Source organism: Nocardioides sp. OK12, assembly GCF_024341885.1.
Taxonomy (GTDB): domain Bacteria; phylum Actinomycetota; class Actinomycetes; order Propionibacteriales; family Nocardioidaceae; genus Nocardioides; species Nocardioides marinisabuli.
The window spans coordinates 180,822-197,235 of the sequence record NZ_BNET01000003.1; the positions used below are offsets into that span (position 1 = coordinate 180,822).

Genomic DNA, 16,414 nt, shown 5'->3' on the forward strand with positions numbered 1-16,414 from the left:
TAGGCTCGACCCGTGCCTCGTGAGCAAACACCCTCCGGGTCCGCCGCCGCGGCGGCCAAGACGGCGCTGCGCGACCGGGTCGTCACCAGCCGGCGCCGGCGGCCGCTGCCCGAGCGCACCGAGGCCGCCCGGGCCGTGGCCGAGCACCTGCTGGCCAGCCCCGAGGTACGCCGCGCCGCCACCCTCGCGGCGTACGTCGCGGTGGGCAGCGAGCCCGGCACCGGGCTGCTCCTCGAGGCGCTGCGGACCTCGGGCCGCCGGGTGCTGCTGCCGGTGCTGCTGCCCGACGGCGACCTCGACTGGGCGACGTACGGCGGTGAGGAGCACCTGCGCCGCGCCCCGCTCGGCCTGCTCGAGCCCGACGGCGAGCGGCTGGGCCCCGACGCGGTCGCCGGCGCCGACGTGGTGCTGGTGCCCGGCCTCGCGGTGGCCGCCGACGGGCTGCGGCTCGGCCGCGGCGGCGGCTCCTACGACCGGGCCCTGGCCCGGGTGCCATTGGGCACCTTCACCTGCGTGCTGCTGCACGACGACGAGGTCGGCCTCGACGTCCCCCGCGAACCGCACGACCGCCCGGTCACCGCCGCCGCCTCCCCCTCCGGCCTGACCCGCTTCTGACCACCGCTGCTCGCGCGGCGAGGGCCCCACGGTTGGTTGAGCAGCGAGGGCCCCGCCGTTGGTTGAGCAGCGAGGGCCGAAGGCTCGAGCGTCGCCGAAACCCCGCGACCCCATGGCGTACAGGAGGCGCGCACCTCACCCGGTCTCGACGACCCCCGCTGGTTGAGCAGCGAGGGCCGAAGGCTCGAGCGTCGCCGAAACCCCGCGAGCACACGGCGTACAGCAAGCGCGCACCTCACCGGGTCTCGACGACGCTCCTCGCTGGCGCTCGTCACTGCTCGACCAACGGAGCGCCACCCGACGTACGGCGACCGCGCACCTCACCGGGTCTCGACGACGTTCCTCGCTGGCGCTCGTCACTGCTCGACCAACGGAGCGCCACCCGACGTACGGCGACCGCGCACCTCACCAGGTCTCGACGACGCTCCACCGACGGTCAGTCGGCGGGGCGCAGCACCAGCCGGTCCTCGGTGGCGTCGCTGACGGCGTCCTCGCCGAAGAGCCAGGGCAGGGTGTCGCCGACGGCCCAGAGGTCGGTCTGGTCGGTGTAGTGGGGGCTGGCGGGGTGCCCGGAGACGCCGGTGAGGTTGATCCAGCGCGAGGCGTCCCAGTCGCCGGGGCTGGTGACCAGGCGCATCGAGGGAGCCGCGGTGACGGTGTAGCCCTCGGCGGCGTCCCACGAGCTGGCGTCGACGATGCCGGAGCCGCCGCCGACGCCCCAGTCGTCGCGGTTGAGGAGGGCCTCGACGGGGGCGATCCCGGACTCCCCCAGCGTGGCCGAGCGCAGGTCGAGGCGGTGCACGTGGCCCCAGGTCCAGCTCTCGGCGTCACGCGCCTGGAGCCGCACGAGCTCGTCGCGGGCCTCGAGCATCGCGCGCTCGAGGGTGTCGTCGCGGCGCTCGACCTCCTCGGTCACCAGGTCGTCCCACCACCCGTCGTCGGGCTCGTCGAGCAGGTCGGCGACCACGGCCATCCAGCGCTGGCCGCCGTCGGGGGCGAGGTCGGCGGGCAGCTCGTCGGCGAAGAGCAGCTCGAGCAGGTTGGCCCACACGACGTTGTAGTACGCCGCCGCGGCGGAGTGCTCGCCCTCGGCGGGCTGGCTGAAGTCCCAGTCGTCCAGGAGCGCCTGGCCGTCGTCGGCGTAGCCGCGCGGCAGGTCGACGTCGAGCAGGTGGGGCACCAGCACCGGGGCCATCGGGTTGCGGGTGTCGAGCTGGATCTCGAGCATGTCGTCGACGTCGACGGGCCCGGCCTCGAGACGGTCGGTGAGCAGGGAGCGGATGCGCTCCGAGCGGGCGCCCCGGTCCCAGTCGTCGGTGAGGAAGAAGGGGTAGCGCGGGCCGACGACGGCCTGGTTGGCGGTGATGACGAACCCCTCGTCGGGGTCGAGCACGCTGGGCAGGGCGTCGTACGGCACGAAGGCCCCGGTCCAGTCGTTCTCGGGCAGCCAGCCGGCGGACGGCACGGTGCCGTCGTTGCCCGACTTGCGGATCGGGATGCGCCCGGGCGCCTGGTAGCCGATGTGCCCCTCGGTGTCGGCGTAGACCAGGTTCTGGGCGGGGGCCTCGAAGTCGGAGGCCGCGGCGCGGAAGGCGTCCCAGTCGCTGGCCAGGTTGAGCGCCAGGATCGCGTCGGCGGTGGTGCCGGGCTGCAGCGCGGTCCACTGCAGGGCGATCGCGGCCTCCTCGTCCTCGGGGACGAAGGTGCCGATGTCGTCACCGGTGGCCTCGGCGACCTCGCCGAGCTGCTCGGCGACGTCGGAGACCAGCGGGCCGTGGCTGCTGGTGCGCACCGTCAGTCGCACGTCCTGGCCGCCCTGCACCCGGATCACCTCCTCGCGGATCCGCAGCGGGCGCAGCTCGCCGTCGTGGAGCACGTCCTCGTCGGTGACCCGCTCGACGAAGAGGTCGGTGACGTCGGGCCCGAGGTTGGTGAACCCCCAGGCGATGTCGGCGTTGTGGCCGATGATGACGCCGGGCACACCGGAGAAGGTGAAGCCGCTGACGTCGAGCGGGCAGGCCGGGCCGACGTCGCGGCAGTGCAGGCCCATCTGCATCCACACACCGGGCAGGCTGGTGCCCAGGTGGGGGTCGTTGGCCAGCAGCGGGCTGCCCGAGGCGGTGTGCTCGCCCGCGACCACCCACGAGTTCGAGCCGATGCCCTCGCCGCGGCCGAGCCAGGCCGGCATCCGCGCCAGCCCGTCGCCCAGGTCGCGCAGGGCGGAGCGCTGGTCGGCCTCGAAGCCCGGGCGCAGCGGCACCCGTGTCTGGCCGCGCCGCGCGTCCTGCTCGTAGACCTGGTCGACGACCGCGCCCTGCGTCACGATCGGGGTGACCTCGTCGTAGGGGTAGGCGGGGAACAGCGCCGCCGCCCGCTCCTCGCCCACCGCGTCGGCGCTGAGCACCCGCGCGATCTCGTCGTCCATGTTGCCGCGCAGGTCCCAGGCCATCGCCTTGAGCCAGGCCAGGGAGTCGACCGGGGTCCATTCCTCGGGGGTGTAGGTCAGCCCACCCAGGCGCAGCACGGAGTACTCCACCGAGATGCTCGAGGTGCCGCGGTCCTCCAGGTAGGCGTTCACGCCGTCGGCGTAGGCCTCCAGGAACGCGCGGGTGTCGGGGGTCAGCAGCGCGACCTCCTTCTCCGCCACCCGCCGCCAGCCCATGGTGCGCACGTAGGCGTCGCTCTCGACGGCGTCCTCGCCGAAGAGCTCGGCGAGCCGGCCGGCGGTCGCGTGGCGCCGCACGTCCATCTCGAAGAAGCGCTCCTGCGCGTGCACGAAGCCCTGGCCGCGCGCCAGGTCGCCCATCGTGTCGGCGTAGACCTGGGCGATCCCGTGCTCGTCGCGCAGCACCTCCACCTCGCCGTCGAGGCCGGTGATCTCGACCGTCCCGCCGGTCTGGGGCAGCGGGCGCCGCACCAGCACGGTGGCGGTCGCCGCCGTCAGCACCAGGAGCAGCACCAGCCCCGCGGCGACGTACGCCGCCAGGCGCATCGGCAGCGGCAGCGCCCGGAAGCGTCGCCACGTGCCGCCCAGGAACCTCGCCACGGCCCCGGCGGGACCGCCCGGGGGCGGGGGCGAGGGGGCGTCGTCCGGGTCGGGGCGCTGCCCGGCGCTGTTCGTCGAGGTGTCGGTCATGGTGGCGGCCATTCTGCCCTGACGTAGGATTAGCAGTCGGCGCAGCCGAGTGCCAGCGCCACGACTCGTTCCACCTCCACCAGTTCCAGCGCGCCCCCGGGCGCCACCCCCGCGGAGACACGATGCCGACCTACCAGTACGCCTGCACCGAGTGCGGCCACGCCTTCGAGCAGTTCCAGAGCTTCTCCGACGACGCGCTCACCACGTGTCCCGAGTGCGAGGGCCGGCTGCGCAAGCTCTTCAACGCCGTCGGCGTCGTCTTCAAGGGCTCGGGCTTCTACCGCACCGACAGCCGCGCCGACGCCAAGTCGGGCGGCTCCAGCAGCACCTCCGGCTCCTCCTCGACGAGCAAGGACTCCGGCTCCTCGAGCAGCACGTCCAGCACCTCGGGCTCCTCGAGCACGTCGGGAAGCACGTCGGGCAGCACGTCGTCGAGCACCCCCGCCGCCTCCTCCTGAGCCGGCCCCGCGGGGGCCTGTGGAGGAGCGCCGCGCCCACGGTCGCGACGTCCTAGCGTCGGCGGGTGCTCTCCGCCGACCCCCGCCACCCCGACCCGCCGCTGACCCGCCTGCGCCGCGCCGCCCACGGCGTACGCCGCTCGCTGCTGGCCCGGCGACGCCCCCTGGCCGCGCTGCTCAGCGCGGTCGCGGTGCTGGCCGGTCTGCACGTCACCACGCAGCCGCCGCCCGCGACCGTGCCGGTGCTGGTGGCCGCCCGCGACCTGCCGGGCGGGGCGGTGCTGGGGCCCGGCGACCTGGTCACCGTCGACTTCAGCCCGGCCAGCGTGCCCGAGGGCCTGGCCGAAGCGCCTCTTGGCGAGGTGCTGGCCGCTCCCCTGGCCCGCGGCGAGGTCGTCAGCCGCGCCCGCCTGGTCGGGCCGGGCCTCGCGCAGAGCGCACCCTCCGGCGTGGCGGCGCTCCCGGTGCGGCTGCCCGACCCCGAGGCGGTGGCCCTGCTGCGCGTCGGCGACCGGATCGACCTGGTCGCCACCGACCCCGCCGAGGGCGGTTCGCGCGTGGTGGCGCTCGACGTCGCGGTGCTGGCCCTGCCCCCGCCCGACGGCGCCCCCGGCAGCGCCGCGTCGGGGTTGAGCGGCCGGGTGGTGGTCCTCGGCGTGCCCGCCCCGGTCGTCACCACGATCAGTGAGGCGGCGGCGCGGTCGTTCCTGTCCTACGCCTGGGCTCGATAGGGTCGTCACGGCCCGACCGGGTCGACCTCTACTACCGAGAAGGACACTCACCATGGGTGGATTCAAGAGCTTCGTCCTGCGCGGCAACCTCGTCGACCTGGCCGTCGCGGTCATCATGGCGACCGCCTTCGGCGCGGTGGTCACCACGTTCACGGCCTGGCTGACCGGCAAGCTGCCGAGCGGCGTCGAGGACATCTTCTCCAACGAGGAGAACTCGTTCGGCGCCTTCATGAACGCCGTGATCGCGTTCCTGATCCTGGCCGCGGTCGTCTACTTCCTGATCGTGCTGCCCTACACCCGGGCCAAGGAGAAGTACTTCCCCAGCCCCGCCCCGGGCACGCCCGAGGACACCGTCCTGCTGCGCGAGATCCGCGACGCGCTGATCGCCGGCCGGGGCACCCCGACCGCCTGATCCGTCCTACCCGCCGTGGTGCGGGGGCACCTGGGCTCGCAGCCAGGCGTCCCCGTCCCGGCGCTCGCGCTCGTCGTCCGAGCGCTCGTCGCTGGTGGTCTCGGGCAGCGCGTCGCCGAAGACCTCGGCCAGCCGCCGGCGGCGCTCCCAGTCGCTCTCGCCGGTCTCCGCCCCCGGACCCTCGGCCGGGCTCACGTGCACAGCCCCGCGGCCTCGAGGGCCTCGTCGGTGGCCAGCCCGTCGCCGCCGCCCGACCCCGAGCCCGAGCCGGAGCCGGAGCCGGCCTCGTCGTCGTCGTCCGACGAGGAGGAGCCGGGCACCTTGCCGGCGGTGATCACGTCGCTGCGCAGCCGCTTGGTCAGCGGCTCGTCGGCGGCCAGCGCGTTCCAGACCCCGGCGGCGTCCTCGGTCCACACCAGCTTGTTGGGGTCGGCGGGGTCCACGGCGTTGGGGATGGTCATGAACTGGATCTTGTCGGGCCCGATCCCGCGGAACTCGTAGCCCAGCTGCGCGATCTTGACCAGGTTGCCGAGGCCCTCGTCGAGGGTGAGCGACTCGGTGGCGGCCTCGAGGAAGCCGAGCAGCCGGTCGGGGCGCGCCAGGGTGTCGGAGGACAGCACCGTGCTGGCCATCGAGGCGATGAAGGCCTGCTGGCGCTTCATCCGGCCGATGTCGGAGCCGCCGGAGAGGGCGTAGCGCTCGCGCACGTAGTTGAGGGCCTGGATGCCCTCGAGCTTGCGGGTGCCGGCCTCCAGGTAGATGCCGTGGGCCCGGTCGTCGATCGTCTCGGGGATGCACACCTCGACGCCGCCCACCGCGTCGACCATGCCCTGGAAGCCCTCGAAGTCGACGACGACGAAGTGGTCGAGGCGGATGCCGGTGAGCTCCTCGAACTGCTGGATGGTGCAGGCCGGGCCGGCGAGCTGGAAGGCCTCGTTCCACATCGTGTAGGACTCGGCCGGGATCTCGGCACCGTCCTCGGTGCGGCAGGCCGGTCTGTCGACCATCGAGTCGCGCGGGATGCTGACGCCGTACGCACGCTCGCGGTCGGCCGAGAGGTGCAGCAGCAGGGTGGTGTCGGAGCGCTCGCCGCCACCGGTGAGGCCATCGATGTTGTTCTCGCCCTCGCGGCTGTCGGAGCCCATCACGAGCACGTTGAGCGGCTCCTGCGGACCGGCGACCTCGACCTTGTCGGGGCGCTCGCCGACGATCTGGTCCTCGATGTCGAGGACGGTGAGGTTGTCGCTGTAGTGGCGGTAGAGGTAGGTGATCGTCAGCCCGGAGACCATCGCGAGCACGACCAGCGTGGAGACCAGCACCCGGGCCACGGTGTGGGAGCGGCGCGGCGCCGCCCGGCGCCGTCCGGCGCGCGCACCGGCGGCCACCGGGGTCGCCACCTCGGCGTTCGGCGTCGGGTCGGGCTCGGTCACCGCACGATTGTGCGGCGCCGCCCACCGCTGCTCCAACTCCGCTCAGCGCTCTCTCAGGAGGGCAGCCTCGGACGGCTCAGCGGTAGAGGCGCACCGTGGCCTGCAGCGGCCGGTGGTCGGAGCGGAAGCCGCCGAGGCTGCGGTGGGTCGCGATCTGCGCGCGGCCGGCGTCGATGCTCTGCTGGGCCAGGAACACGTAGTCGACCCAGCGCCCCTCCAGGGTCGCCGGCACCCCCGCCAGGCCGAGCGTCTCGTACGACGACACCGCGCGGCCCGCGAAGCGGCGCGAGATCCCACCCACCGGTCGGGCGTCCCGGTCGTCGGCGTGGTCGAAGTTGTAGTCGCCGGTGCCGACGACGACGTCGCCCGACCAGGTGTCCCAGCGCTCGGCGAGCCAGGCCAGGTGGCGCTTGGCGTAGCGGGCGTTGATGTTGCGCCGGAAGCGCTGCCCGGTCTCGATGAAGTGGTTGACGTGGGTGTTGACGACCCGGACGGTCAGCCCGCTCGCCCGGTGGCGCAGCAGCACGCTGGTCACGTAGCGCGCCGCGAAGGGCCGCTGGGTCGCGCGCGGCCCGGCGCCGGGGTGCATCTCCCACGCGTCGCGCGAGAGGAGGGCGAACCGGTCGCTGCGCCAGGAGATGGCGTCGCCCTGGCTGCCCTTGGCCTCGCCGAAGTACGCCGTGCGCCAGCCCTGCTCGCGGTAGCGGGGGTGCAGCGCCACGAAGTGCTCGGTGTGGGCCTCCTGCCAGCCGACCACGTCGACCCCGCCGCGGGCGAAGATCCGGCTCATGTCGTGCTCGGTGTCGGCGCGGTCCATGTCGTGGAAGACGTTCTGCGACACCACCCGGATCGTCGCGGCGGGCTCGCGTCCCTCCAGGCGGGCGACCCGCTCGTGCGCCTCGCCGTCCTGCTCGGGGGTCCCCGGGCCCAGCAGCCCCGTTGTCAGCGCCAGCACGACGAGCAGCACGACGAGCAGCACGGCGACCAGCAGGGCCAGCCCCGCCGCCACCCGTCCTCGTCGTCCCACGCCTCCATGATGACCGAGGTCTTTACCTTCGGCCCGGGCGGCCCTGCTTTCGTCCCCGCCGGCGGCTGCTGACAAAATGACCGCGCAGCCCCAGTAGCTCAGCGGATAGAGCAGCCGCCTCCTAAGCGAAAGGTCGCAGGTTCGACTCCTGCCTGGGGCACCCCGCACGACCTGCAAGAACAGCCACTTGGAGCACGATTGTTCACTCTCGCATCTGCCCATTGGTATGCCCTAGTCACCCTCAGAACGCCACGAAGGCCCCCGACCCCGCACCTAGCGAGATCGGGGGCCTTATGACGCCTGATGAACAGCGGCGTTCAGTGTTGCTGAACGCGCGCCGATCCTGAACGCCTACAGCTCGACGGAACCAGTCTGTCCCGGTCTAGTGGCGTCAGCCGAGGAACGGCAGCGGCTGGTAGGCCGCGCGGATGCGGTCACCCCCACCGACGACGAACGACCCGGCACCGCCCGCGCTGATCGTGGCGAGCTGGATGGTCACGAGGTCTCCGATGCGACCGACGCTGGCGTTGAGGGCATCGGGAGGCAGGAGGATGTCGAAGGCCACCGAGAAGGTGCCGGTGCCCTGGCCTGCGCGCACGATCTTGGCTGACTCGGACCCCGACATGAGCGCGGTCGGTGCGCCCGCTGTGGCGACACCGAGGTAGAAGTCGCCAGCGGTGGTGACGTTGACGACGGCGGTCCCGGTGATCCTGACGGCCCGCGACGACGGGATGGGGAGCGTCACGGCGGTCTCGGTCACGGAGATGACGGAGCCGCCGATGTTGTGGGTGCCGCCCTCGACGGTGACGACCTGGGGCCGGGGGTTGGTCCGGGCGACGGCGCGGGCCGAGACGATCCGGTCGATGCGGCGCGTGGTGATCCATGCCTTGTGGATGCGTGGACGGGTGTTGGCGGCGTGGTTGGGGCGCAGCACCTGGAAGTAGGCGCGACGCCCAGGGGTCAGGAACGCGGTGTTGAACTCGGTCAGGACATTGCCGCGCTGGTCGGTGACGTAGGCCCGCTCACTGGTCTTGTCGAGGGCGACCTCCCACCGGTACCGGGTGCCGTTGGTGAGCAGGTTCCCGCCGTCGTTGAGGCCGCCGAGCCCCGATGCCTCGACGCCGGTCCCGATGGTGTTGTTGACGTCGAGGGACCACGCTTCGGCGGAGGCGACGAGGTGGACGGGCATCTTGGGCAGCGACTCGGAGAACGGGCCGTCCATGATGGTCATGCACGCGAGCGCGGACCCGTCCGACCATGCGCCGAGGTAGGAGACCTCCATGCCGATGCCGATGATGTCGCCAGCGTCGGCGGGCAGGTCGAGCACGGCGCGGATGGTGCCGTCGACACCCTCGGGGATGGTGAGCGCACCGTCCTCGATGATGGGGACCACGGCGCCGCCGGTGCTCTCGGAGTACCACGTCAGGGCCGCACCGCCTGGGGTGCTGGTGGTGGCCGCGCCCGCGAGGGGGCCATCAGGGTAGGCGGAGAAGTCCTCGATGACGTCGAACCCCTGCCCGCCATACGAGGCCGACAGAGCGGTTCCGACCTGACTCCCCGGCGTGTTGATCGCGGTCGTCATCGCCGTGTCGGCGTCGGCGATGACGATGGCGGTGGCTTCGTCGCGGGCGGCTCGGGTGTCCTCTAGCACCTCGACGGCATACTCGGCCGACGCTGCGGCGGTGGTGGCCGAGGCGGCTGCGGACTTCGCGGCAGACTGGGCCGAGTTGTTCATCGACATGTGGCGTCCTTCGGTGGTGTGTGAGGCGGGGGTTACAGCTCGACGGTGACGACGAACGGGCGGTGGTCGAACCCGGCGCAGGGTGCGAGCGGTCGGGCTTTGCTGCATGTGATGCCGCGGCCTGCGAGGTGCCAGTCGATGATGCGACCCTTGAACGTCCCAGCGGCCGGCAACTTGCGCCACGACGAGACGTAGCGGCGGAACACGCGGTCGGACCAGGCGCGCACCCATCCGCGGCGCAGGTTGAGGTTCACGTCCCCGCAGATGATGACGCGCCGGTTCTGTTCGGCTGCGAGTCGTCGGAGCCCTTTCACGGCGTCGGCGTGGACTGCGGTTTCGCGGCCTCGCTGGAACCCGTTGCGCGCTTCGACTCGCGCGGGCAGGTGGGTGACGATGAAGGTGACGGGCCTGAACCTGGGGTGCAGGTCGACTCGTGCCCATGTCGCGGTGACTGCTTTGCCACTGGGGAGCCGGTGCGGGGTGAGTGGACATGCCCCCTCGGCGCGCACTTTCCCGCCGCGCAGGAGTACGGCACACTCGGCGCCTTTGGGTTGCACGACGGTCCATCCATGCTTGGTGGCCCAGCGGCGCAGGTAGGTGACCCCGCGTGCTTCGGTGAGCGTGATGACGTCGGCCTCGCCTGCTAGGTAGTCGAGGGCGGCGTTCCATTCGCGCTCCACAGCATCGAAGCGGCCCGAGAGGTGGGCGTGCTTAATCCGCGGCATGTTAAGCCTCCCTGGAGGGCAACTTCCTAGAACCAACGTATTGACAAACGTATTGACGTCATGCAATGATTCTCACATGAACACGAACCAGACCATCGAGATCAAGTTCACCGCCAAGCGCGCCTCCTACTGGAACAACGGCAACATGCGCTGGACCGCCATCGCCCGCGACAAGGCCCGCGAGCTGATCGCCCTCGGCCAGGCCGTCGACATCACCGCCACGGCGATCTGATGAACGTCCGGGTCGACCCCCAGCGGGGTCACATCACCCTTTACCGTGACGGCGAGGCGGCCGTCGTGACGCTCGTCGAACTCGGTCCCGTGCTCAACCTCTGGCAGTACGAGGGCGGGGTCGAGATTGACACAGAGGTGGCACGCGAATTGGGCGAGGCGCTGGTCGCCTGGGCGGCTCGCAAGGCCGGGGCGCTTGAGTCGTGAAGTACGACTCCGAAAGCACCGGGTCTTGCGCTCGGCGGTCGGCTAGCCTCGATGCTGTGGCGAAGCCGAGCATGGAGGTCAATATTTCCTTCCGCGTATCGCGGGAGTTGCGCGACGCTGCCCGCGAGACGGCAGATGAGCGCGAGGAGAATGTGAGTGATGTCCTGCGAGCGGCGCTGGAGCGATATGTGGCGGCGGGTGGCGGCGTGCGGACGCATCGGCCCACCCCGAGATGCCGATGCGGTCGCGTCGTTGAGTCGAGCACCCTTCAGGAGGTTCGGGGACTCTTGCAGGCTGGACGCTGCGAGGAGCATGGCGAGGTGGCCGTAACTTGGTCCCACCCCGGAGAGACGCCCTAGTCCAGGCGTTCGGCGTTGATCGCGGACGTGGGGGTCACCTTGGAACGGGTCACGAGCGCGGCGATTACGGGGGCCGCGACCGCGACAACGCCGAGGATCGCGTTCTGCTGCACGTCGGACAGGTCGAGGCCGAACGCGACAAGGAGAGTCACGAGGGCGGCGGCTGCGGCGACGATGCCAGAGACGAGGGCGGGCTCATTGCGGGTCATGTCAGTTCTCCTCGTTGTCGAGCGCGGCCTGCAGGTCGGCGAGGTCTTCGCGGGTCGCGTTGCCCTTCTTGATGAGCTTGGCGACCTTTGCGCGGATGGCGGCGTTCTGTCGCTGCGCCTTCGCTTGGCCGACGAGTAGGGCGCGGGTGTTCTGGGCGATCTCGTCGAGCTGGGTTGCGTAGTCGGCCATCGGGTCGACCTCCTTCGGTGGGGTGGTGACGAGCGGGGAGGGTCGCGGGTGGTAGTCGGCGCCGTTGCTGGCGAGCCCGTCGCGGCCTGCGAGGTATTGCCGCCACTGGTAGGCGGCACCGGATGCGAGGGGGGCGTCGCTGCCGAGCACGAGGTGGATGTGGGGGTCCATGCCGTGCCGCTGGTCTCGGAGCCAGGCGGCTGCACCGAGTTCGCGGAGCACGCGGATGGTCTGGGCAACCTGGCTGCTGGCGAGGTTCCAGACGCGCAGATCGAGACAGCCCGCCCCGTCGTGGTAGCCAGCGGATGCGGATGCGCCGCCACCGTTGCGGCCCATGAAGGCGCCCTGGACGATGGTGGGCTCGAACCCGAGGGTGTCGACGACCCGCGCCCACCAGTCGCGCATGTAGGTGGTCATGTAGATGCCGCGGCCTGACGAGTCGGTGCCGGTGCGCGTCACGGTGTAGTCGCTCATTCGGTCTCCTCAGCCTCGGGCGGCCACCTGCGCGGGGGCTCGATCGCGTCGGGGCGCAGTGGCGGCGGCGGTGGGTGGTTGGGTACGTGGTGCTGGATCACCTGGAACGTGAGTTGGTCCCACGCTTCATGGACGGCTGCGCGGGTGAGGGCGTGCCGTTCGCGCTCCTCGAGCTTCGCGAGCCGGACTTCCATCGAGTCCAGGCGCTCTTGCTTCTTGGCCTCCGACAGCCTGACTTCGGCGATGATGTCGCGGAGGATCTGCACTTCACCCGATGCGGTTTCTTGGGCGGTGGCTTTCGCTTCGGCCTTGAGCTTGTGGGCGGTCGCGTCGTCTACGGGCTTGGATTGCCACTTGACGATGACGGCGCCCGCTCCACCGCCACCGAACAGGGCGGCGACGATGGCAGCAACGGTTGTTCCGTCCATGTCAGCGCCCCCTCTTGAAGCGCCGTAGCGTCCACAGGTGAACGGTGATGAGTGCGGCGAGCCCGATGTAGACGCTGATGGGGTACGGGAGCACGTAGCCGGTGGGGATGGGCTCGAAGAGTGCGCGGGGGGTGAAGGTGCCGCCACCGACGCGGGCGTAGGCGAACCCTGCGGCCATGAGTAGGTCCCAGATCCCGATTGCTGCGAGCCCGATGGCTTCGAGGAGTACGGTCCTGCCGCGGAGGATGCCGAACGCGAGGACGATGCCGCCGATGATGCCGAGCAGTCCGAGGGCGAGCCGTGTCCAGACGCCGACTGCTTCTTCGATGGTGGCTGCGGACCCGTAGAGCAGCATTTGGGCGCCTGCGATCATGCCGACTGCTGCGTGGACCCAGAGCAGCCCGACGCGGTTGGAGCGTTCCCATTCGGCGCGCTGGGCTACGGTTTCGGCGGCTTGTTCCAGTCGGTCGTATGCATCTGGCACGGCGTCTCCCGTCGTGGCGCCGCGCTGTTCCTGCGGCTTGTGTGGTTGGCTCGCCCTACTCCGTGCCCGCCGCTAACGGGTTCGGGGTAGGGCGCCCCGGTCTCCCCGGGGCGCCCGTCTGCTTCTAGTCAGTCCCGGTCGAATGGGGCGATCGAGCGAGGTGGCGCTTACTATTCATCGGGTGCTGACCGCTACGACCTCGACTGGCGGGTCGAGGACCAGGGAACCGGGACCCGGGCCCGGCAAGAGTGCGCGCAGGGCCGTCCAGGTCAGCGTTCTAGCCATCCCCTTGGGTATGCCCATCGCCGGCACTTTCTCGGCCGCCAACCTCGCGCAGGTCGTTTGCCTCGCGTTACTGCTGCCCTCCGCCCGCCTGCTTTCGATGGGGGACGTGGCGCGCTGGTTTCTTGTCAGCGCGTCGATCGTGCTCGCTGGCTCCTGGGGCTCCTGGGCGCACGGGATCGAGCCCAAGTGGGACCAGATGGTCTTCTTCTCGCTGGTGGTCTGGCAGTTGAGCATCATCGCTCGCCTGGCACCCACCCTAGGAGTTGAGTGGAGAGGGTTGCTCCGCCGACCCGTCAACATCGCAGCGGCGGTCTTCCTGACGCTTGCCGCGCTGGACTATGTGCGCGCCCGCGAGACGCCTTGGTTGACGATGTTCTTCCAGGACAAGTCGCACGCGGCGGTAGCCGCCTATCTGCTGCCGTTCCTCGTCCTGGCTGTCAATGCGTCAGTCGGGCGTTTCGTCGTCGCGACTGCGGTCTACGCGGCATCCATCGCCACAGCGTCGCGGCTAGTGGCCCTGGGGGCCCCAATCTTCCTACTGGCTTGCCTGGTGGAGTACCGGAGGTCGCGGAAGTTGGCTAGGGGTGCGGGCGAGGTGTATCTGCACCACCTTGCGCTTCTCGCCCTCCCGGTCGGCTTCTACTACATTGCCCGCAGCGAACTAGCTGCGGCTCTGACCGAGCGACTGGGTAATCTGGGAGCCGCCAGCGACGCCTCCCTCTTTGCCCACTTCGAGCTCATCAAGGCTGCCTGGGATTTGAAGTGGTCGACGGCCAGTCAGGTGTTTTTTGGCGCTGGCCCCGGAGGATTCGCGCCGACTGCACAGGCCGAGGGCATCTCGCTCGCCGGGATCGCCGCTCACGACCCCGGCGCCATCGCGGCGATCAACTCCGGGTTCGCGCCCATCCACTCGACCAACGCATCTATCCTGGCCGAGTTCCCCATCTGGATCTTCATTGGGTTTGTGTTGCTGTGGTGGAGGATTGTGCGGAACTTGTGGAGGCGGCGCGAGCTGACTTTGCTGCTGCTGGCTTTGGGAATGCTGACGGTGACCACCTTTTACAGCAGTCACAACGAGTTCTTCTATGCGGGCCTACTGTCGGTGCTGGTACTGGTCGCCTTCAATACGCCGCCGAGCCAGCCGCAATGTTCGGAGGGCGAAGGGTCGCAGGCGGGCAGCGACCCTTCGCCCAGCGGTTAGGCGGACGCCACGAGTTCGGCGTACTCGTTGGCCGCGTAGACCGACACGGTGTGGGCGCCGTTCGTGTTGGCGGTGTAGTCGCCGTGTGCGTGCCCTGCTGCCGCCGCCCCGATGTGAACCTCGGCACCCGACGCGGAAGTGACGTAGTAGTGGGTGCCGTTGATCTTGAGGTACTGACCGGCGGTGGGCGCCTGGTTGGGGATGTAGACGATGGTCTCGCCGTTGTAGTAGATGGCATAAGCACCCCACCCGGGGTTCGACGCCGTGGCGGTGGTGCGGTAGTGGTAGGTGTCCCTGAGGGCCTGCCCCGCCTCTAGCGACCACGCAGCCTCGACGCTGACCCGATAGAGCCGGGAGTCGCCGACGTCGTTGATGGTCTTGGGGAAGCCCGCGACCTGTTCGCCGCCGTAGGTCTCGCCAAACACGCGGGTTTTGAGCAGCTTGTTCGCGCCCGCCTCGGCGGCCACGAGGTAGAGGCTGATGTTGCGGTAGATGTTGCCGTGAGCGACCACGAACTCGGCGATGTGCCCTCGGATGCCGTAGGTGAACCCGTCGAAGGTGTTGCCCGTGATGAGCGCCCGACCCGAGGCGTTGATGATGATGACGCCGGCCGTGCCGGTTGCCGCCTCATTCTTGACGGCATTGCCCGAGATGATCGCCTCATAGGCGCCCGTGTTGATGCGGTTCAGGATGACGCCGTGGTCGACGTTGTAGAGGAAGTTACCTTGCACGAGTGCCTGGCCTGTCGACTCAAGAAACACGCCGTTGAGGCATCCGTCAACGATGTTGCCGGTAATAACGACCTGCTTGCCGTAGCCGAGCCCCACGCCCGAGACGTCATTGCCTTCAATGTCGATTCCGTTGTCGCCGCAGTCGTAGATCTGGTTCCACGAGACGATGATTCCCTCGTTCTTCTGGCCCTGGATGCCGATATAGGCGCAGTCTCGGACGAGGTTTCTGACGATCCAGTTCCGCTGGCACCCGTCGCCGCGCATCATCAGCCCGACGTGGCCGGCGTTGATTGAGGTCACGCCGTCGTAGGTGCAGGCGCCTGCCCCGTAGAGGCAGGCGTTGTCGAGGCCAGAGGTGGGCGATCCGGCGCGGTTGCCGTCGATGGTGAGGGGTGCGAGGAGGCCGGCGTGGGTGATGGCGGCGGCGGTGTTGGTCACGATGGCGCCCGACCCGGCCGCGACGCCATCGGCGAGGCGGAGGGTGCCCGATCCGCCGAGGAACACTCCGTCCTTGAGGTCGAGGCACACGGCGCCAATGCCTGGCACGTTCGGCTGCGAGACGTCGACCGTGTGCTCGCCCGTGAGGGCGAGGAGCGTCGTGCCAGCGCCGAGTAGGTAGGCGGCGTGGGCCTTGTCGATGGCGTCCTGGATGAGGGTTGTTGAGAGCCCTGAGTTGGGCGCGGCGATGTTGAGGACGGAGCCATACGAGGCCGACAGACTGTCTTTGAACGGCCCCGGCGCGTCGACAGCAGCAGCCATCGCGCCCTCGACGTCGGCGATGACGATGGCGGTCGCATCCTCCGCAGCCTGCAACGCGGCAGCAGCCGACGCGGACGCCGACGTAGCCGAAGCCGCCGCGGTCTCCGTGTAGACGTCAAGCATCTGCGTGACCGTCGTCAGGTACTCCGCGGGAACGGCCTGCTCCTCGATCAGCGACGCCAGCGTGCCGGATGCGGTGATCGTGAACGGGCCAGCGGTGACGGTGGTGCGCTTGCGGGTCGCGGTGTCGGCGTAGTCGATGTGAAAGGTCGTCTGCCACGACACCGGGTTCGCGTCGGGACCGGGCGCCCACATGGTCGCGGTCGCAACACCGGACTGGTCGAGCACCACCGACCCGCCACCCAGACGAACCTCGCCCGTCGCAGTGTCGGCGATGAGGTTGTCGGCGGCGTTCGTGGTCATGTAGACGCGAGTACGCCGAGGGTCGTAGTTCGCCCCGAGGTAGTCGTGGAGGTTGATCGTCACTGTGACGTTGGAGAGCATGGGCGGTCCTGTCCGTGGCTAGGCCCTGGGGCGGTGGGTGCGCTATTGAGTTAGAGGCGGGGCAGTTTGAAGGGGCC

The 16,414-nt window shown here is 70.3% G+C and carries 18 protein-coding genes and 1 tRNA gene; 8 read left to right on the forward strand and 11 right to left on the reverse strand.

Annotated features, from left to right (window positions below; translation table 11 throughout):
* Positions 1-12: 12 nt before the first annotated feature.
* The gene (locus tag OCU29_RS08155; protein ID WP_261819506.1) at positions 13-615 is read left to right on the forward strand and encodes a 5-formyltetrahydrofolate cyclo-ligase; all 603 of its coding nucleotides are present in this window, start codon (positions 13-15) and stop codon (positions 613-615) included.
* A 436-nt stretch (positions 616-1,051) separates the two neighbouring features.
* Here the strand turns inward: OCU29_RS08155 and OCU29_RS08160 are convergent, their stop codons facing one another.
* On the reverse strand, positions 1,052-3,751 hold the full coding sequence (locus OCU29_RS08160; RefSeq protein WP_261819507.1) for a penicillin acylase family protein: 2,700 nt from the start codon (positions 3,749-3,751) through the stop codon (positions 1,052-1,054).
* A gap of 122 nt (positions 3,752-3,873) precedes the next feature.
* Between OCU29_RS08160 and OCU29_RS08165 the strand changes: the two genes are divergently transcribed.
* The 3 genes from OCU29_RS08165 (at position 3,874) to OCU29_RS08175 (ending at position 5,352) form a co-directional block, all read left to right on the forward strand.
* The gene (locus OCU29_RS08165; protein WP_261819508.1) at positions 3,874-4,209 is read left to right on the forward strand and encodes an FmdB family zinc ribbon protein; all 336 of its coding nucleotides are present in this window, start codon (positions 3,874-3,876) and stop codon (positions 4,207-4,209) included.
* Between the two features lie 65 nt (positions 4,210-4,274).
* Positions 4,275-4,940 (forward strand): SAF domain-containing protein, encoded by a 666-nt coding sequence (locus OCU29_RS08170; RefSeq protein WP_261819509.1) that lies wholly within the window; start codon positions 4,275-4,277, stop codon positions 4,938-4,940.
* A 52-nt stretch (positions 4,941-4,992) separates the two neighbouring features.
* Positions 4,993-5,352 carry an MscL family protein gene (locus OCU29_RS08175; protein ID WP_261819510.1) on the forward strand — a complete coding sequence of 120 codons (360 nt, stop codon included), beginning with the start codon at positions 4,993-4,995 and terminating at the stop codon, positions 5,350-5,352.
* 6 nt (positions 5,353-5,358) lie between these two features.
* Here OCU29_RS08175 and OCU29_RS08180 read toward each other — a convergent pair whose 3' ends face one another.
* From OCU29_RS08180 to OCU29_RS08190, 3 genes are all read right to left on the reverse strand, one after another.
* Positions 5,359-5,547: a hypothetical protein gene (locus OCU29_RS08180; protein ID WP_179614339.1), complete on the reverse strand. Its 189-nt coding sequence runs from the start codon at positions 5,545-5,547 to the stop codon at positions 5,359-5,361.
* Positions 5,544-6,782 (reverse strand): LCP family protein, encoded by a 1,239-nt coding sequence (locus OCU29_RS08185; protein WP_261819511.1) that lies wholly within the window; start codon positions 6,780-6,782, stop codon positions 5,544-5,546. The genes OCU29_RS08180 and OCU29_RS08185 overlap by 4 nt, the downstream gene beginning before the upstream one ends.
* Before the next feature lie 76 nt (positions 6,783-6,858).
* Entirely contained in the window at positions 6,859-7,809 is a 951-nt protein-coding gene (locus OCU29_RS08190) for a hypothetical protein (RefSeq protein WP_261819512.1), read from the reverse strand.
* Positions 7,810-7,896: 87 nt separating this feature from the next.
* Here OCU29_RS08190 and OCU29_RS08195 point away from each other — a divergent pair.
* Positions 7,897-7,969: transfer RNA gene (locus OCU29_RS08195), tRNA-Arg, on the forward strand.
* 231 nt (positions 7,970-8,200) lie between these two features.
* Here the strand turns inward: OCU29_RS08195 and OCU29_RS08200 are convergent.
* Together OCU29_RS08200 and OCU29_RS08205 are read right to left on the reverse strand one after the other, a co-directional pair.
* Positions 8,201-9,550, reverse strand: a complete 1,350-nt coding sequence (locus OCU29_RS08200; protein WP_261819513.1) for a hypothetical protein — start codon at positions 9,548-9,550, stop codon at positions 8,201-8,203.
* A 32-nt stretch (positions 9,551-9,582) separates the two neighbouring features.
* Positions 9,583-10,275, reverse strand: a complete 693-nt coding sequence (locus OCU29_RS08205; RefSeq protein WP_261819514.1) for an endonuclease/exonuclease/phosphatase family protein — start codon at positions 10,273-10,275, stop codon at positions 9,583-9,585.
* 76 nt (positions 10,276-10,351) lie between these two features.
* Between OCU29_RS08205 and OCU29_RS08210 the strand changes: the two genes are divergently transcribed.
* Both OCU29_RS08210 and OCU29_RS08215 read left to right on the forward strand, forming a co-directional pair.
* Positions 10,352-10,507: a hypothetical protein gene (locus tag OCU29_RS08210; protein WP_261819515.1), complete on the forward strand. Its 156-nt coding sequence runs from the start codon at positions 10,352-10,354 to the stop codon at positions 10,505-10,507.
* Positions 10,507-10,713 (forward strand): hypothetical protein, encoded by a 207-nt coding sequence (locus OCU29_RS08215; protein WP_261819516.1) that lies wholly within the window; start codon positions 10,507-10,509, stop codon positions 10,711-10,713. Before OCU29_RS08210 ends, OCU29_RS08215 begins: the two co-directional genes overlap by 1 nt.
* A gap of 355 nt (positions 10,714-11,068) precedes the next feature.
* On the opposite strand, the gene OCU29_RS08220 is transcribed toward OCU29_RS08215, so the two are convergent.
* From OCU29_RS08220 to OCU29_RS08235, 4 genes are read right to left on the reverse strand one after another with little or no spacing between them, the layout of a single operon-like run.
* Entirely contained in the window at positions 11,069-11,281 is a 213-nt protein-coding gene (locus OCU29_RS08220) for a hypothetical protein (RefSeq protein ID WP_261819517.1), read from the reverse strand.
* 1 nt (position 11,282) lies between these two features.
* On the reverse strand, positions 11,283-11,945 hold the full coding sequence (locus OCU29_RS08225) for a hypothetical protein (protein WP_261819518.1): 663 nt from the start codon (positions 11,943-11,945) through the stop codon (positions 11,283-11,285).
* Positions 11,942-12,373, reverse strand: a complete 432-nt coding sequence (locus OCU29_RS08230) for a hypothetical protein (protein ID WP_261819519.1) — start codon at positions 12,371-12,373, stop codon at positions 11,942-11,944. Before OCU29_RS08230 ends, OCU29_RS08225 begins: the two co-directional genes overlap by 4 nt.
* A gap of 1 nt (position 12,374) precedes the next feature.
* Entirely contained in the window at positions 12,375-12,857 is a 483-nt protein-coding gene (locus OCU29_RS08235) for a hypothetical protein (RefSeq protein ID WP_261819520.1), read from the reverse strand.
* Positions 12,858-13,152: 295 nt separating this feature from the next.
* Here OCU29_RS08235 and OCU29_RS08240 point away from each other — a divergent pair, with 295 nt between their 5' ends.
* Positions 13,153-14,343 carry a hypothetical protein gene (locus tag OCU29_RS08240; RefSeq protein WP_261819521.1) on the forward strand — a complete coding sequence of 397 codons (1,191 nt, stop codon included), beginning with the start codon at positions 13,153-13,155 and terminating at the stop codon, positions 14,341-14,343.
* Here the strand turns inward: OCU29_RS08240 and OCU29_RS08245 are convergent.
* Complete coding sequence (locus OCU29_RS08245) at positions 14,340-16,337, reverse strand: right-handed parallel beta-helix repeat-containing protein (protein ID WP_261819522.1); 1,998 nt, start codon at positions 16,335-16,337, stop codon at positions 14,340-14,342. The genes OCU29_RS08240 and OCU29_RS08245 overlap by 4 nt on opposite strands.
* Between the last annotated feature and the right edge of the window lie 77 nt (positions 16,338-16,414).

Bases quoted from the DNA above. Each gene is read 5' to 3' on its own strand.
- OCU29_RS08160 (WP_261819507.1), bottom strand. From the start codon at position 3,751: ATGACCGACACCTCGACGAACAGCGCCGGGCAGCGCCCCGACCCGGAC.
- OCU29_RS08165 (WP_261819508.1), top strand. From the start codon at position 3,874: ATGCCGACCTACCAGTACGCCTGCACCGAGTGCGGCCACGCCTTCGAG.
- OCU29_RS08175 (WP_261819510.1), top strand. From the start codon at position 4,993: ATGGGTGGATTCAAGAGCTTCGTCCTGCGCGGCAACCTCGTCGACCTG.
- OCU29_RS08200 (WP_261819513.1), bottom strand. From the start codon at position 9,550: ATGTCGATGAACAACTCGGCCCAGTCTGCCGCGAAGTCCGCAGCCGCC.
- OCU29_RS08205 (WP_261819514.1), bottom strand. From the start codon at position 10,275: ATGCCGCGGATTAAGCACGCCCACCTCTCGGGCCGCTTCGATGCTGTG.
- OCU29_RS08210 (WP_261819515.1), top strand. From the start codon at position 10,352: ATGAACACGAACCAGACCATCGAGATCAAGTTCACCGCCAAGCGCGCC.
- OCU29_RS08215 (WP_261819516.1), top strand. From the start codon at position 10,507: ATGAACGTCCGGGTCGACCCCCAGCGGGGTCACATCACCCTTTACCGT.
- OCU29_RS08220 (WP_261819517.1), bottom strand. From the start codon at position 11,281: ATGACCCGCAATGAGCCCGCCCTCGTCTCTGGCATCGTCGCCGCAGCC.
- OCU29_RS08225 (WP_261819518.1), bottom strand. From the start codon at position 11,945: ATGAGCGACTACACCGTGACGCGCACCGGCACCGACTCGTCAGGCCGC.
- OCU29_RS08230 (WP_261819519.1), bottom strand. From the start codon at position 12,373: ATGGACGGAACAACCGTTGCTGCCATCGTCGCCGCCCTGTTCGGTGGC.
- OCU29_RS08240 (WP_261819521.1), top strand. From the start codon at position 13,153: ATGCCCATCGCCGGCACTTTCTCGGCCGCCAACCTCGCGCAGGTCGTT.
- OCU29_RS08245 (WP_261819522.1), bottom strand. From the start codon at position 16,337: ATGCTCTCCAACGTCACAGTGACGATCAACCTCCACGACTACCTCGGG.